The 14312-nt window shown below is 72.8% G+C and carries 16 protein-coding genes, 1 tRNA gene and 1 pseudogene; 13 read left to right on the forward strand and 5 right to left on the reverse strand.

Annotated features, from left to right (window positions below):
* Window positions 1-774 (forward strand): RCC1 domain-containing protein (locus ACFVYR_RS03560; RefSeq protein ID WP_389611207.1); only part of this gene is annotated, 774 nt, incomplete at its 5' end.
* A gap of 100 nt (window positions 775-874) precedes the next feature.
* Here ACFVYR_RS03560 and ACFVYR_RS03565 read toward each other — a convergent pair.
* Window positions 875-1249 (reverse strand): KR domain-containing protein, encoded by a 375-nt coding sequence (locus ACFVYR_RS03565; RefSeq protein ID WP_384248667.1) that lies wholly within the window; start codon window positions 1247-1249, stop codon window positions 875-877.
* On the opposite strand from ACFVYR_RS03565, the gene ACFVYR_RS03570 reads away from it, so the two are divergent.
* On the forward strand, window positions 1237-1398 hold the full coding sequence (locus ACFVYR_RS03570; protein ID WP_384248142.1) for a nitroreductase/quinone reductase family protein: 162 nt from the start codon (window positions 1237-1239) through the stop codon (window positions 1396-1398). The genes ACFVYR_RS03565 and ACFVYR_RS03570 overlap by 13 nt on opposite strands.
* A gap of 121 nt (window positions 1399-1519) precedes the next feature.
* Here ACFVYR_RS03570 and ACFVYR_RS03575 read toward each other — a convergent pair whose 3' ends face one another.
* Complete coding sequence (locus ACFVYR_RS03575; protein WP_384248143.1) at window positions 1520-2383, reverse strand: calcium-binding protein; 864 nt, start codon at window positions 2381-2383, stop codon at window positions 1520-1522.
* Between the two features lie 279 nt (window positions 2384-2662).
* A complete protein-coding gene (locus ACFVYR_RS03580) occupies window positions 2663-3346 on the reverse strand; it encodes a GntR family transcriptional regulator (RefSeq protein ID WP_384248145.1) in 684 nt (227 codons plus the stop codon).
* A 115-nt stretch (window positions 3347-3461) separates the two neighbouring features.
* Between ACFVYR_RS03580 and ACFVYR_RS03585 the strand changes: the two genes are divergently transcribed.
* The 7 genes from ACFVYR_RS03585 to ACFVYR_RS03615 all read left to right on the forward strand — a co-directional run bounded on the left by ACFVYR_RS03585 (window position 3462) and on the right by ACFVYR_RS03615 (window position 10352).
* Entirely contained in the window at window positions 3462-4466 is a 1005-nt protein-coding gene (locus ACFVYR_RS03585; protein ID WP_384248147.1) for a phosphoglycerate dehydrogenase, read from the forward strand.
* Window positions 4466-5335, forward strand: a complete 870-nt coding sequence (locus ACFVYR_RS03590) for a hydroxypyruvate isomerase family protein (RefSeq protein WP_384248149.1) — start codon at window positions 4466-4468, stop codon at window positions 5333-5335. The genes ACFVYR_RS03585 and ACFVYR_RS03590 overlap by 1 nt, the downstream gene beginning before the upstream one ends.
* Window positions 5332-6009 (forward strand): hypothetical protein, encoded by a 678-nt coding sequence (locus ACFVYR_RS03595; protein WP_384248151.1) that lies wholly within the window; start codon window positions 5332-5334, stop codon window positions 6007-6009. Before ACFVYR_RS03590 ends, ACFVYR_RS03595 begins: the two co-directional genes overlap by 4 nt.
* On the forward strand, window positions 5997-7307 hold the full coding sequence (gene otnK / locus ACFVYR_RS03600; protein WP_384248153.1) for a 3-oxo-tetronate kinase: 1311 nt from the start codon (window positions 5997-5999) through the stop codon (window positions 7305-7307). Before ACFVYR_RS03595 ends, otnK begins: the two co-directional genes overlap by 13 nt.
* On the forward strand, window positions 7304-8665 hold the full coding sequence (locus tag ACFVYR_RS03605) for a class II aldolase/adducin family protein (protein WP_384248154.1): 1362 nt from the start codon (window positions 7304-7306) through the stop codon (window positions 8663-8665). Before otnK ends, ACFVYR_RS03605 begins: the two co-directional genes overlap by 4 nt.
* On the forward strand, window positions 8662-10011 hold the full coding sequence (locus tag ACFVYR_RS03610) for a TRAP transporter large permease subunit (RefSeq protein ID WP_384248155.1): 1350 nt from the start codon (window positions 8662-8664) through the stop codon (window positions 10009-10011). The genes ACFVYR_RS03605 and ACFVYR_RS03610 overlap by 4 nt, the downstream gene beginning before the upstream one ends.
* A gap of 95 nt (window positions 10012-10106) precedes the next feature.
* Entirely contained in the window at window positions 10107-10352 is a 246-nt protein-coding gene (locus ACFVYR_RS03615) for a hypothetical protein (protein ID WP_384248157.1), read from the forward strand.
* Between the two features lie 9 nt (window positions 10353-10361).
* On the opposite strand, the gene ACFVYR_RS03620 is transcribed toward ACFVYR_RS03615, so the two are convergent.
* Complete coding sequence (locus ACFVYR_RS03620) at window positions 10362-10829, reverse strand: MarR family winged helix-turn-helix transcriptional regulator (protein WP_384248158.1); 468 nt, start codon at window positions 10827-10829, stop codon at window positions 10362-10364.
* A gap of 97 nt (window positions 10830-10926) precedes the next feature.
* Here ACFVYR_RS03620 and ACFVYR_RS03625 point away from each other — a divergent pair, with 97 nt between their 5' ends.
* Window positions 10927-12141 carry an amidohydrolase family protein gene (locus ACFVYR_RS03625; protein ID WP_384248159.1) on the forward strand — a complete coding sequence of 405 codons (1215 nt, stop codon included), beginning with the start codon at window positions 10927-10929 and terminating at the stop codon, window positions 12139-12141.
* Window positions 12142-12218: 77 nt separating this feature from the next.
* On the opposite strand, the gene ACFVYR_RS03630 is transcribed toward ACFVYR_RS03625, so the two are convergent.
* Window positions 12219-12428: a DUF6243 family protein gene (locus tag ACFVYR_RS03630; RefSeq protein ID WP_384248160.1), complete on the reverse strand. Its 210-nt coding sequence runs from the start codon at window positions 12426-12428 to the stop codon at window positions 12219-12221.
* A 320-nt stretch (window positions 12429-12748) separates the two neighbouring features.
* Here ACFVYR_RS03630 and ACFVYR_RS03635 point away from each other — a divergent pair.
* From ACFVYR_RS03635 to ACFVYR_RS03645, 3 genes and pseudogenes are all read left to right on the forward strand, one after another.
* Window positions 12749-12988, forward strand: a pseudogene (locus ACFVYR_RS03635) (SDR family NAD(P)-dependent oxidoreductase); the annotation flags it as partial.
* A 256-nt stretch (window positions 12989-13244) separates the two neighbouring features.
* Window positions 13245-13335: transfer RNA gene (locus ACFVYR_RS03640), tRNA-OTHER, on the forward strand.
* Between the two features lie 42 nt (window positions 13336-13377).
* Window positions 13378-14310 carry a diacylglycerol/lipid kinase family protein gene (locus ACFVYR_RS03645; RefSeq protein WP_384248161.1) on the forward strand — a complete coding sequence of 311 codons (933 nt, stop codon included), beginning with the start codon at window positions 13378-13380 and terminating at the stop codon, window positions 14308-14310.
* The last annotated feature ends 2 nt before the right edge of the window (window positions 14311-14312 follow it).

The following is a 14312-nucleotide window of genomic DNA, read 5'->3' on the forward strand; positions in this document are numbered from 1 at the left end:
AACGACAAGGGCCAGCTCGGCACCGGCCCTGTCGGCAAGACCGAGAAGCCCGACGAGAAGACCGACGAAGCGGGCGAGGACCACAACACCCCGGTCGAGGTTCCCGGACTGACCGATGTGGTCAGGATCGCCGCCGGGTGCGAGTACAGCCTCGCCATGAAGCGGGACGGCACTGTCTGGGCGTGGGGCGACAACGCCAAGGGCCAGCTCGGCGTCAACAAGGACGGTGACGCCGTGGAGCTCAGCAACAGGCCGGTCCAGGTGCAGGGTCTGCCCGAGGCGCAGGGCGCCCAGCCCGACTCGGCCGGGCAGCCGGGTGGGACGGAGACCGGGACGGGCACGGGTACGGGTACGGACGCCGGCGAGGGAACGGGCCCGATGGCCCGGGACATCGTCGCCGGCTACGACCACGCCTACGCCCTGTACTCCGACGACAAGGTCTACGGCTGGGGCAACAACGAGAACGGACAGCTCGCCGACGGGACGAAGACCAACCGGACGAGCGCACACGAGGCCATCGAGCTGCCTTCGGTGCGGTCGATCTCGGCCGGCCGCGGCTACGGCCTCGCCGTGCGCGCGGCCGGTGGCGGCACCAGCAACGACATCATCGGCTGGGGTCTGAACAACCACGGTCAGCTCGGCAGTGGTGACGACCTCACCCATGACCTGACGGACAACGACAAGTTCGTCACGGTGTTCCCGCAGGAGGCCGAGACGAACAACCCGTTCACGCGGGTCACCGCGGGCAACAGCCAGTCGAGCTACGCCTACTGAGCCGACCTGATCAGTCGCTCCCCCAGGTGGAACACATCCGGCGCGAACCCCTCCGCCACATCCTGTGGCGGGGCGGGTTCGCGCCCGGTGGACTCCCCCCTTACGTTGCCACCGCGACGTCGGAGGGACGTGTCGCGTCGGTCCGCGGGCCGGGAAGCGACGCGTCGGCACCGCCTGCCGGATTGAGGCGCAGGTAGATCATTCCGGCGAGGTCGGTGATGGTGCCGCCTGCGCTGCGCATGAGTTCCATGGGGTCGGCGGCGTCGGCCGCGTACGCGGTGGCCCGCACGCCCCTCTCGCGCAGGGCATCGAGGGTCACGGCCGCCTCCGGCGCGTCTGGGCCGCGCCGGCTGACCAGGGCGATGGGGCGGGCGCCGAGGCCGACGAGCCACTGGGCCGTCGCGGCTCCGAACCCGCCGGTGCCCCCGGTACCACAACCTGTGCGCCCACCCCGATACGCGGGTGCGGATCGGATCGGAACACCTCAACGTGCGGGCCCGGCGGGCGTGCGCAGAAGAACGGGAAAGACTCCGGCCCCTCCTGCTGCGGGTCTACCGGCCATTCGAAACGTACCGAATGCGGTCAAGGCGCGTCATTCCGTTGCTCGTACTTGAGCCTGTGTGAGCCCTCGCAGGGCATGTCCGCTGGGCACAGGGGGGGCACCCGCCGGCTCCGTGGCTCAAGCCGGTGGGTGACCCGCGTGCGGTCCGTGCGTGACAGGGAACCTCGGTGTTCAGGGGGCCGTTCAGTCCTGGTGGAGTTCGTTGCGGCCCGGGCCGCCGGAGAGCTTGTCGGTGCCCGCGCCGCCCCACAGGACGTCGTCACCGCTGTTGCCCCACAGCGTGTCGTCACCCGCCTCGCCGTACAGCTTGTCGTTGCCCTTGCCGCCGTAGAGGACGTCGGCGCCGCCCTTGCCGTGCAGGATGTCGTTGCCGTCCTCGCCGTGCAGGTTGTTCGCCTCGCCGGTGCCGGTCAGGGAGTCGTTGCCGGGGCCGCCGAAGCAGTCCTGGCTGCAGTGGGTGAGGGTGTCGTTGCCCGCGTCGCCCCACGGACCGAAGCCGAACGGGCCGCCGCCGCCGTCGAGGTGGTCGTCGCCGTCGCCGCCGTGCAGCAGCGCGGATGCCGACGCCTTGATGGTGTCGTTGCCCTTGCCGCCGTAGACCCCGGCCCAGGCCTGGCTGCCCGGCGCGAGGGTCGCGGTGTCGTTCTTGTCGCCGAGGTCGATGTCGTAGGTGTCGGAGTCGTCCGAATTCTCCGGGATCTTGAACGCGCACCGCACGGCGGTGCGGTCGCCCGCCGCGGGGTACGCGCACTCGTCGTCCGCCGCCGCGTCGGCGGAGATGGCGATGTCGTACCGGTCGTGGAAGGTGACGATGTAGTACGAGTCGAACTCGCCGCGGTGTTCGATCTTCTCGTCGACCGTCACCTTGTTCTGCTGGCCCGGTGCCGCCTTGTACCAGAGCTCGCCGTCCTCGACGACGACGGAGGCCGTGGCCCGCGCGGCGGACGGGGCGGACGGGGCCGCCTGGGCGATCGACGCCGTTAACCCGGCCGTGCCGAGGGTCAGAGCGAGGGTGGCGGTGGCCGCGATGGTCCGGTGAATGCGCATGCGGAAGTGCCCCTTAAGGGTGTGCGTGTGCAGTGCTGCTTTTGGTCACCCGGTTAGACAAGGGGCCCCGGAACGGAGTTGCCCGAAGGCTCATGAACAGCGGCGGACGGAGTGGTGACCGGTACGTGGACGGATGAGGCGACCGGCACGCGGGCGGCCCCGAGTGACGTACGTCGACGGCCGAGGTGACCGCCGGGGCCGGCGCCCCGGCTGCGCGCCGCCCGGCTCTCGGCCCCGACCGACCGCCCGGCCGTCAGTCCTTCCCGACCACCCGGCCAGTCAGCCCTCCCCGACCGCCTGACGATCGGTCAGGGCCCGTGCCTTGGCGTTCTCGATGTGCTGCCGCATCTCGTTCGCCGCGCCCTCCGCGTCGCCCGCCGCCATCGCCGCGTGGACGGCCCCGTGTTCGCGGGCCGGGGACTCCGCCTCCGACGACCCCAGCTCGGTGAAGAGCCGGAAGCGCTGGACGTGCCCGCCCAGGGAGCGGTACGCCGTCTCCAGGAAGGGGTTGTCGCACTGGGCGGCGATGCGCAGGTGGAAGCGTTCGTCGGCGGCCCAGTAGGCGCGTACGGACGCCGAGCGGGGCGCGGTCGCGTACCGCTCCAAGTCGTCGATGCTCGCCTTGAGTTCGGCCAGGAACTCCGGCGTGGTGCGGCGCGCGGCCTCGTGGACCATCGCGGGTTCCAGGACGAGGCGCGCGTCCATCAGCTTGATCAGTTCGCGCTCGGTGAAGAGCGGGGCGACGCGGTACCCCTTGAGGGCCTCGCGCCGCACCAGGCCCGTGTGTTCGAGGCGGGCGAGGGCTTCACGGAGCGGGGTCTGGCTGACGTTGAGCTCGCGGGTGAGAGCCCCGATGTTGAGGGACTGGCCCGGCGACCAGAGTCCGTCCATGAACTGCCCGAGCAGCACCTCGTACATCTTGTCGGCAAGGGGTTGCCGGGCGGGCGGGCGGGTCGTAGCCATCGTGCCTCCTTCGACGCCCGACCTTAGCGCAGCGCCGCGCCCTCTTGATCGCCTCACAATCCTATACTATTTTGACGATCGCTATAGTATAGCGATGGATCAAGGAGGATCCCCGATGCGCGATGACGACGCGTGTGTGCTGGTGACCACGGCGTATCTCGAACCCGGCGGCGAGGTCGACCGGCTGCTGCGGGACGCCGGATTCCGTACCGTCTTCGCCCGCCCCGCCGACCGGCGCGAGCCCGCACGGACCCTGCGTGCCACCGTCGCCCACTCGGCGGCCGTCGGCATCGTCGCCGGGACCGATCCGTTCACGGCCGAAGTCCTGGCGGCCTCCCCCGGGTTGCGGGTCATCGGCCGCTGCGGGGCCGGATACGACAACGTGGACGTGGCCGCCGCCACCCGGCGTGGCATCGCCGTCACCCACACCCCCGGCGCCAACCGGCGGTCGGTCGCCGAGCACGTCCTCGGCCTGATGATCGGCTGCGCGCGGGGCATTCCGCAGAGCGTCGCCGATGTACGCGCGGGAGGCTGGTCGCAGCCCAGCGGGCGGGAGTTGGCGGGCGCGACGCTCGGCGTCGTCGGGCTCGGCTCGATCGGGCGGACCGTCGCCGGGCTCGCCCTGGCCATCGGCATGCGCGTCGTCGGCCACGATCCGCACGTGGACCCCGCCGTCCTGGAAGAGAGCGGGGTGGCCGTGCTGCCGCTGGCGGAGGTGCTGCGCGAGGCCGACTTCGTGACGCTGCACCTGGCGCTCGACGAGTCGACCCGGCACCTGATCGACGGCGCGGCGCTGCGCGTCATGCGGCCCGGCTCCTACCTGATCAACACGGCGCGGGGCGGCATCGTCGACGAACAGGCACTGGCCGCGGCCCTTGCCGACGGCCCTCTCGCGGGCGCCGCCCTGGACGTGACGGAACACGAGCCACTGCCGCCGGACTCCCCGCTGCGGGCGTTCGACAACGTCCTGGTCACCGGGCACATCGCGGGCGCGACGACCGAGGCCAGGGCACGCTCCAGCCTCGCGGCGGCCCGGCAGGTACTCGACGTACTCCGCGACCGCACGCCGCAGCACCTGGTCAACCCGGAGTACGTGACGGCCCGGGCGGGGGCGCGGTGATGGGGGACATGGGCCGGGTGCCCGCTCAGCGGGGCGGGGCGCCGTCCCGGTCCGCGCACCCCGCACCCGTCCTGCGGATACCCGGCGGCCCCCTCCTCGCCGCCAACCTGAAGTGGCTCTTCACGGAGTTGCCCTTCGAGCGGCGCTTCGACGCCGCTGCCCGCGCGGGCTTCGCCGGTGTCGAATACGCCGCGCCCTACCCGTATCCCCCGGCACGGCTGCGCGCACTGCTGGACGGCTCGGGGCTCCGGCAAGTGCTCATCAACTCCCCTGCGGGGCAAGCAGGTTCGCCGGAGCGCTCGGGGACCGCCTGCCATCCGGGGCGCACCGCGGACTTCCTCGCCGGGGTCGAACGCGGCCTGGAGTACGCGACCGAACTCGGCGCGGGACTCCTGCACGTCCTCGCCGGTGTCACACCGCCGGACGTCGGCCCCGAGCGCGCTTTCGCCACGTATGTCACCCATTTGGTCCGGGCCGCCGATCTCGCGCGGGGCACCGGCGTCCGGCTCGTCGTCGAGGCGCAGAACGAGCGTGACGCGCCCGGGTACTTCCTGCGCACCCAGGCCGGGGCCAGGGCCGTCGTGGAAGCGGTCGGCACCGAGCGCGCCGGGCTGCTCCTCGACCTCTACCACGCCCAGGTCACAGAGGGGGACTTGGTGCGGACGCTGCGCGCCTGTCTGCCGTACGCCCTGCACCTCCAGATCGCCGACCCGCCCGACCGCACCGAGCCGGGCACCGGCGAGATCCGCTGGCCGCGCGTCTTCGACGAACTGCGCGAGGGCGGGTACGAGGGCTGGATCGGCTGCGAGTACCGGCCCGCGCACGGCACGGTGGCCGGACTCGGGTGGCCCGCGGAGGTGACGTCGTGAGCGCCTGCGCCGCCCCGAACCCCCGCCCCGCCGCCGTCCGTCCGCGCATCGCGCTGATCAGTGCCACACCGGCAGCGACCGGCCCCGCCGTCGCCGGGCTCGCCGAAGCCTTTCCGCGGGCCGACCCCTGGAACCTGCTCGACGACACGCTGCTCACCGACGCCGAGGCGCGGGGCGGGCTCACCCCGGACCTCGCGGACCGGATGCGGCGGCTCATCGACTACGCCGTCCGGGGCGGCGCCCGGGGCGTACTCCTCACGTGTTCGCTGTACGGGCCGGTGGCGGAGCGCGCCGCTGCCGGGGTGCCGGTCCTCGCGGCGGATTCCGCGGCGTTCGCGGCGGCGCTCGCGGGCGGCCATCGCCGGGTCCTCGTCCTGGCCACGTTCGACGCGGCCCTTGCGGACTCCCTGAGCCGCTTCCGCGCGGCCGCGGCCACCGCCGGCTCCCGTACCGAGGCCGTCGGGCAGGTGACCGTCCCCGGTGAACCGCCCGATCCGGCGGGAGCGGACGCCGTCCTCCTCGCCCAGTACTCGCTCGCCCCCCGGGCCGACGAACTGTCGGCCGCCCTGCGACTGCCGGTGTACGCCGGACCGCGCGCCGCGGCCCACGCCCTGCGCGCCGAGATCGAGGAGCCCGATGGGTTCGAGGAAGGAGCCACCACATGCTCGGAGTGATCGCCGACGACGTCACCGGCGCCAGTGACGTGGCCCTGGCGCTGCGGGAGAGGGGCCTGCGGACCCTCTTGTACTTCGGGGTGCCGCGCCCGGACGTGGCGGCGCCCGGCGGGCACGACGCGGTGGTCGTCGCGCTCAAGAGCCGGATGGCACCGGCCGCCCTGGCCGTCGAGGAATCGCTCGCGGCGCTGCGCAGGCTGCGCGGGCACGGGGTGCGGCAGGTCTACTTCAAGTTCTGCTCGACCTTCGACTCCACCGCCGACGGGAACATCGGGCCCGTCCTCGACGCGCTCGCCGACGCGCTGGACGCCCCGACGGTGCTCCTGACGCCCAGCTCGCCGCAGCACGGCCGCACCCAGTACGAGGGTCAACTCTTCGTGAACGGCGTGCCGTTGGCCGAGTCCCCGATGCGCCACCATCCGGTGACACCCATGACGGACTCGTCGGTGCCCCGGCTCCTGGGCGCCCAGACCGGCCGGGCGGTCGGACTCCTGCGCTGGGAGACGGTGCGCGCGGGCACCGGGGCCGTCCGCGCGGCCGTCGCCGACGCCGCCCGCCGCGGGGTCCGCTATCTGCCGGCCGACGCGCTCACCGCGGACGATCTGCACGTCCTCGGCCGTGCCGTCGCCGACGCGCCACTGGCCGCGGGGGCGGCCGGGCTCGCCGGGGGGCTCGCCCGCACTCTCGCGGGCGGCGCCCGGGACCCGGACGAGGATGACGATCCGCTGGACGCCTGGCCCGCGGCCGTGCTGTGCGGGAGCTGCTCGGCGCGCACGCTCGAACAGCTCGACGTCCTGCGGTCCCTCGGCCGCCCCGTACGCCGGCTCGACCCCGTCGCCGAGCCGGACCCCGCGGCACTCGCCGCCGGCGCCCTCGACTGGTACGACGCACTGCCGCCGGGCCCGTCAGGAGGGGCGCCCGTGTTCCACTCCTCCGTGCCGCCCACGCAACTGCGGGAGACCCAGGGCGCGTTGGGCGCGGACCGGGCGGCGGCCGTCCTGGAGGAGGCCACCGGCCGGATCGCCGCGGGGCTCGTGGCGCGCGGGGTGCGGCGGGTGATCGCGGCGGGCGGCGAGACGTCGGGCGCCGTGGTGGCCGCCCTCGACGTCACCGGCGGCTGGATCGGCCGGGCCGCGGCGCCGGGCGTGCCCTGGATCCGCCCCACGTCCGGCCCCCCGATCTCCCTGCTGCTCAAGTCCGGCAACTTCGGCGGTCCCGACTTCCTCGCCACCGCCTCCGCGCCACCCACGGCCCACTCCCCCGCCCCGCACGGACCACACCGAGGAGCCCGCCGATGACCTCCTTCGCCCTCCACCGGGCCGGACGCGCGGCGCTCGTCGCCACCGCCCGACGGCTGGCCGCCCGCGCACTCGTGCACGGCCGCACCGGCAACGTGTCGCTGCGCACCGACGACGGCACGATCCTCATCACCCCGACCGGCGCCGACCTCGCGACCGTGGCCCCGCACGAGCTGTCCGTCATCGACGCCGACGGAACCCATCTCGACGGGCCCCCGCCGTCGAAGGAGGCGTTCCTGCACGCGGCCGTGTTCCGGGCACGCCCCGGCGCACGCGCCGTCGTCCACACGCACTCCACGCACGCCACCGCCGTGTCCTGCCTGAACGGCCTCGACGCGGACGACGCGCTGCCGCCGCCCACCGCGTACTTCGCGATGCGCGTCGGACGGCTCGCGCTGCTGCCCTACTTCGCGCCCGGCGACGTACGCCTCGCCGATGCCGCCGAGGAGAAGGCCCGTACGCACGCGGCGTTGCTGCTGCGCCACCACGGCCCCGTCGTGGCGGCCGCCGGGCTCGACGGTGCCCTGGAGGCCGTCGAGGAACTGGAACAGACCGCACGGATCCACCTCTTGCTGCACGGCACGGACCACGCACGCCTCACCGAGGAGCAGCGCATGGAACTTTCCGCCCGATCCCCTCGATCCGCCCGATCCTCCCGACTCCCCCGCGCCGTCGCGCTGTTCAGCGCCCTGGCCATCAAGAAGGCGCTGGACGACACCGTCCTCGAGGCGTTCACCAGCACCTCCGGCATCGGGATCGACGGCACGTACGAGCCCACGAACGTCCTCGTCGACCGGATCGGGGCCGGGGCCCGCCCCGACGTCCTGGTGGGCGTGACGGGTGCGCTGGAGAAGCTGGCCGCCTCCGGGGTGCTCGACGCGTCCTCGCTGCGCCCGCTGGCCCGGGTGGGGATCGGGGTGGCCGTGGCGCCCGGCGCCCCCGACGTGGACCTCACGAGCACGGAAGCGCTCGTGCGGACGCTGACCTCCGCGAGCTCGGTGGCGTACTCCCGGACAGGCGCGAGCGGTGTCGCGTTCGCGGATCTCCTGGAGCGGCTCGGCATCGCGGACGCGGTCAACTCGCGTGCCACGGTGGTGGAGAAGGGATTCACCGCGCTCGCGGTGCTCGACGGCCGGGCGGACCTGGCGGTGCAGCAGCTGAGCGAGCTGCGCTTCGTGCCGGGGGCGCGGGTCGTCGGACCGCTGCCCGAGGACGTCCAGCACTACACCGACCTGTCGATCGCGCTCGGCGCGGAAGCCGTCGGCCTCCCGGAGGCCGCCGCGCTGCTGCGCCATCTCACCGGCGACGCCGCACTGGAGGCGTACCGCGCGGCCGGCCTGGAAGACCCACGGCGGTGAACGCGATCCTCGCCCTGGTGGCGTTCATCGGGGTCATCATCGTGTGGAACGTGGCGTTCAAGCGGAACATCGGCGAGGCCATGATCCTCGGATTCCTCGCGAGCGCCGTGTTCGCGGGCGCGGACGCGGCGCGGGTGGCCCGGGAGTGTCTGGTCGAGGGCCTGAAGTCGGAGATCACGTTCGCGGCCCTCGCGTTCGTCTTCGTCAGCGAGCTGCTCACGCGCACGGGACTCGTGCAGCGGATGATCGACATTCTCAGCTCGCTGCTCGGCCGCCGCAAAGGCGGCTCCGCGTACGCGGCGACGGTCGCCTCCGGCCTGTTCGGCGCCGTCGCGCACAACGGCGCGGCGATCGTCGCCACCGTCGGCTCGCTGGCCATCCCGTGGATGAAGCGGTCCCGGGCCAGCGGTGAGACGGCCGCGCTCGTGCTGTCCGGCAACGCGGGCGTCGGCGCGACCTTCCCGTTCAGCGGCGCCTTCTTCGTACTGCTCGCAGCGCCGACCGTGATGCCCGTGCTGACCTCGCACGACGTGGTCGCCACCCTGTTCGTGACCGGGGCGTGGATGGTCGCGATGCGGCTCGTCATCGCGTACGTCATCGTGCGGCGGCGGGGGGTCGGCACGATGGCGCCGCAGGACATCAGGCCGCTGCGCCAGTCGTTCGGCGCCGGCTGGACCTCGTTGCTCGTCCTCGCCGCCGTCGCGGTGCCCGTCCTGCTCACGACGGGGCCGGGCAGCGACTGGGCGACGGACCGGCTCGGCGGCCTCGACGCCTCCGACGCCGTGCCGCTCCTGGTGTGGCTGCCGGTGATGATGCTGATCGCGGGGCTGTTGGTGGAGCGGCGGGCGCTGCCGCGCGGGGCCGGTGCCTGGTGGCGGATGCTGGGCGAGATCGGGCCGAAGCTGGGGCTCGTGGGCGTGACGATGGTGTCCGCGTTCGCGGCCTCGGAAGTCCTTGACCGGCTCGGCCTCGACGAGCAGCTCGCGCCGTACCTTCAGGACCTGGAAGGCGTGCCGCCGGTGGTGGCGGCGCTCGTGGTGGGCCTGGTCATCGTCATCGTCGCGGGCCCCCTCAACACCACCTCGACGCTCGCGGCCGTCGGCCCGGTCGCCTTCGCCGCGCTGATGGCCGCCGGGATCCCGGCCCATGTGGCGTTCGCCGCCGTCATCGTGTGGGCCTCCTCCGAGGGGTGCTCACCGCCGGGCGCCGCCCCGCTGTACGTGGCCGCGGGCATCGCCGACATCAATCCGGCGCGCATCTTCATGCCGGTCGCCCTCTACTACCTGGTGCCGTCCTACCTGTTCGGCGTGCTGATAGCGGTGGGCGCGCTGTGGATCCCGGGCTGAGGGGCGCACGGGGCGCGAGCGACGCACGGGCCGAGAGTGACGCACGGGGAACACCCAGAGACGCACCGAGAACGCACCGCGAAACGGAGAGTCCCATGCACACCTTGTTCCGTACGTTCCTCTCGGGCGCGACCCGCGTGCTCCTGGTCGCCTTCCTCCTGGGCGGCTGCGCCGTGGTGGCCGGGCAGATCGTCGCCCTCGCCACGGGCGACCGCCACTTGATGGAGCTGTTCGGCACCGACGTCACCGACGCGGTGTGCGTCATCGCGGGCGCGGCGGGCCTCTGCTCGTTCCTGCACCTGTACGTACGGGAGGAGGGCGCGGGCCGGGAGGAGGGGTAGGGCGGCGGCTCAGTCGCGGCTCGCGGCCTGTTTCCTCGACCACGCGGTGGCGTCGGCGCCGTAGCGGACCAGGAGGCGCGCGAACTGGATCCGCTCCTCCGGCGACCAGGCGGCGGTGATCTCCTGGAACGCCACCCGCTGCTCGGCGGCGAAGCGGCTGCGTTCGGCCTCGCCCTCTTCGGTGAGTTCGAGCACCGTGCGGCGCCCGTCGAACTGCGACGCCACCCGGCGCAGCAGCCCGTCCTCGATGCAGGCGGCGACGGTCCGGCTGGCCACTGGCTGGACGACGCCCATCTCGGCGGCGAGGCCGCCGACGGTCGTCTCGCCCGGCGCGTCGGCGATCACGTTGAGCACGAGGTTGCGGGAGAGGTCCTTGCCGGAAGCGGGTGTGCGCCGTCGCAGACGTGACAGCGCCGGGCCGATCTGATCCAACGCCAGGTCGCCGGACGGCTGCTCGGAGGAAGACCCGCTGCTCATGCGCTTGAGTCTAGGCCACAGCCGCGCATTTGCATACCGACTGCTATCTACATAGCATCCGGTATGTAATGACGAACGAGGAATGAGGCGGACCGCCATGGCACTCACCGCAATCACCAACGCCCGGGTCTTCGACGGGGAGAAGTCCCTCGGCGTGCAGACCGTGGTCGTCGACGGCGGGAGGATCGCTCGTGTGGGCGGCGCCGCTCCCCGGGACTGTGAGGTCGTCGACGGCGGCGGCGCCACCCTGCTGCCGGGGCTCATCGACGCCCATGTCCACTCCGCCCCGGGTTCCCTGGCGCTGGCCCTGCGGTTCGGGGTGACGACCGAGCTGGAGATGCAGGGGATGAACACCCGGGAGAACCGGGGGGCCATCACCGAGGACGACACGGTGGCCGACGTACGTTCGTCCGGCTTCGCCATCACACCGCCCGGCGGTCACCCGAGTGAGCTGATGCCCGAGGGCTTCCGACCGAAGTGGGATCTTCCCCCGGTGATGCCTCTGATGCCGTTCTCCACCACGCCCGAGGAAGCGGCGGCCTTCGTGCCGCAGCTTCTGGCCCGCGGGTCCGACTTCATCAAGTTCATGATCGACGACGGCAGCGTGGAGGGGCACCCCGGCTTGCCGGTGCTCGACCGGGACACCGTGGCCGCCGGTGTGGCGGAGGCCAAGAAGTACGGCGCGCTCACCGTGGCCCACGCGCTGACCGTGGAGGCCACAAGGACGGCGGCCGAAGCCGGCGTCGACGGCCTCACGCATGTCTTCATGGACCAGCCGCACACCGCCGGGATCATCGACCTCATCAAGGACACGGGCATGTTCGTCGTGCCCTGCATCACCCTGAACGCGTCGATGATGGGCATCACCGGCAGCGAACTCGCCGACGACCCCCGCGTCGCCGCCCGCCTCGACAGCCGGTGGGACCGAACCCTGCGCTCCAGCTACAACCGCTATCCGCAGGGCAAGCTCGACGAGGTGTACGACACGGTGCGCGCGCTGGACGCCGCCGGCGTGGACGTGCTGGCCGGCACCGACGCCTCCATGCCCGAGACGTTCTTCGGCGGCCTGGCACACGGGGCCAGCCTCCACCACGAACTGCAGTACCTCGTAGCAGCCGGCCTCACGCCCGCCCGCGCCCTGCGCGCCGCCACAACGACCACGGCCCGCCGCTTCCACCTCAGCGACCGCGGCCGCATCGCCGAGGGCCTCCGAGCCGACCTGCTACTGGTCGACGGCGACCCGACCAGCAACATCAGCGACACACTCAACACGCGCGCCGTCTGGCGCCGGGGGGCCCGCCTGGCGGGGTGACGGCGGGTCGCAGACCTGCCCGGTAGTCCTCGGCATCGGCACCGCCTTGTGAGAGCCCGGCCCGCGGCGGCGGTGCGTCAGCTCTGGGCGGCGGCGTCGTCCGGCTGCCCGGTGCCCTCGGCCTTGCCCGTCTTCTCGCGCATCTTGCGCACCAGCTCCGCCTTCTGGTCGGCGGCGCCCTGGCGGTCGAGGTTGCGGTGCGGGCCGTTGTTCTGCCGTTCGGCGCGGGACAGCTTCTTGCGCTTGCCGCCGCCCATGCCCACGGGGTTGTTGATGTTCTTGCTCACGGGTTCTCCCGGGAAGGTGTGAAGTGATCTACGGATTCATCGACGGGGACGGGCGCGGCGACGTCGAAGGACGTCAGCAGGGGCCCGTCACGCTCACTCGTAAATCGGCGTCTGGAAGAACATCTGGAAGAACATGAGGCAAGACGTTACCCGGTCCCGTCGCCTCCGCACACCAGTTTTGTCCCGTCACGGCGTCGTCCGGGCCTCCGGCGAGGGCGGTGTCGTCGAAGCAGAGGACAGTTCACCGGCCATGGGAGGCTTCTTCCTCCGCATGGCGCAGAGCCGGACGGTCATCAGCGCGCCACTGAATCAAGACCAATCTGCTCGGCGTGGCCCGCATGACCCGGCTCGTACTGCCGGGCATACGCCGCCGCGGCGGCGGTCGCATCGTGCAGATGAGTTCGTGCGGCGGGCTCATCTCGCTGCCCCTCAACGGCTGGTACTGCGCGAGCAAGCACGCGCTTGAGGCGCTCACCGACGCCGTACGCAGGGAGACCGCCGGCGGCGGGATCCACATCTCCCTGATCGAGCCGGGGTTCACCGACACGCCCATGGTCCGCGGAGCGCTCGCCGAGGACCTGACCCGCTGCTCGCGCTTCGAGGCCTCGCACAAGGCGGCCCACCGCCTCATCGCCGCCCGCCGGCCACTGGGCGCAGAGGCCGCCGCCGTGGACTTCGCGCTGCGCAAGGCACCGCGCCTGCACCAGCCGGTGCGCACGGGCCCCGAAGGCCGGGCGTACGCAGCTGAAACGGGTGTTTCAGCGGTCTGCAAGCGGCGAGTGCGAAGGTCTTCACGTCGGCCGCCGAGGCCGGCCGGGAGAGGTACCCATAGCGGCCCATTGGGGGCTGGAGCTCGTCTCCGGCCAGGGGTTCACGCCCCACGCAGGTTCGAATCCTGCTCTCTCCGCTCGTCCCGGCAACGCCCGACGACGCGAACAGGAAGCCACGCATGGGGAGCCACTGGGCACGTACCGCGGTGATAGTGGCGAACGACCGGGCGGGCAGTGCCGCTTCGGTGCCCCTCTCGGCCGTCATCGAGGCGGCCCAGGAGCTCGTCGGAGATGTGGGCGTGGTGCACACCGCGTACCCGGGACACGCACGGACCCTTGCCGGGAAAGCCGCGCGGGACGGCGCCGACGCGGTATTCGCGGTCGGCGGCGACGGCACCGCGAGCGAAGTGGCGGCCGGGCTCGTGGCCGAGGCGGACGCGGGGAGCAGCCGCCCGGCCCTGCTCTGCGTTCCGGCAGGCACCGGCAACTCCTTCTACAAGGAGATCTGGCAGGACCGCCCCTGGCACGCGTCGCTCACCGCCTCCCTCGGCACGGCCCGGCCGCGGATCAGGAACCTGGACATGGCGCGCGTCCTCGAGACGGGTGAGACCGTGCTGCTCGGCGCCTGTTCCGGTCTCGTCGCCGAGGCGCTGGAGACAGCCGCGGAACTCACCCACCTCACCGGGCGCGCCCGCTACCGGGAGGCGGTCGCCGAGACGCTGCGCGGCTTCGCACCGCATCCGGCCAGGGTCCTCGTGGACGGTGCGGTGATCCATGACGGCGGCGTCGTCCTCGCCAACGTCGGCGGCGGCCGGTACCGGGGCGGCGGGTTCCTGCTGCTGCCGCACTCCGTGCTCGACGACGGCCTGCTCGACGTGTGCGTGGTGACCGACGGCCTCGATCCCCGGGAGCTACCGAAGCTGGCCCGGGAAGGACGCCACCTCGAACGGCCCGGGGTCGTCTACCGGCGCGGTCGCCGCGTCGAGATCGAGCGCACCGACGGCGCCTTCCTCACCTTCGAACGGGACGGTGAGATCCAGCGCGGGCGCACGCGCTACACGCTGGACGTCCTTCCCGCGGTGCTGCCCTTCCTCTCCCCGCCCGCGCCCTGACC

Origin of the sequence: Streptomyces sp. NPDC058284 (assembly GCF_042881135.1) — a bacterium.
GTDB lineage: Bacteria > Actinomycetota > Actinomycetes > Streptomycetales > Streptomycetaceae > Streptomyces.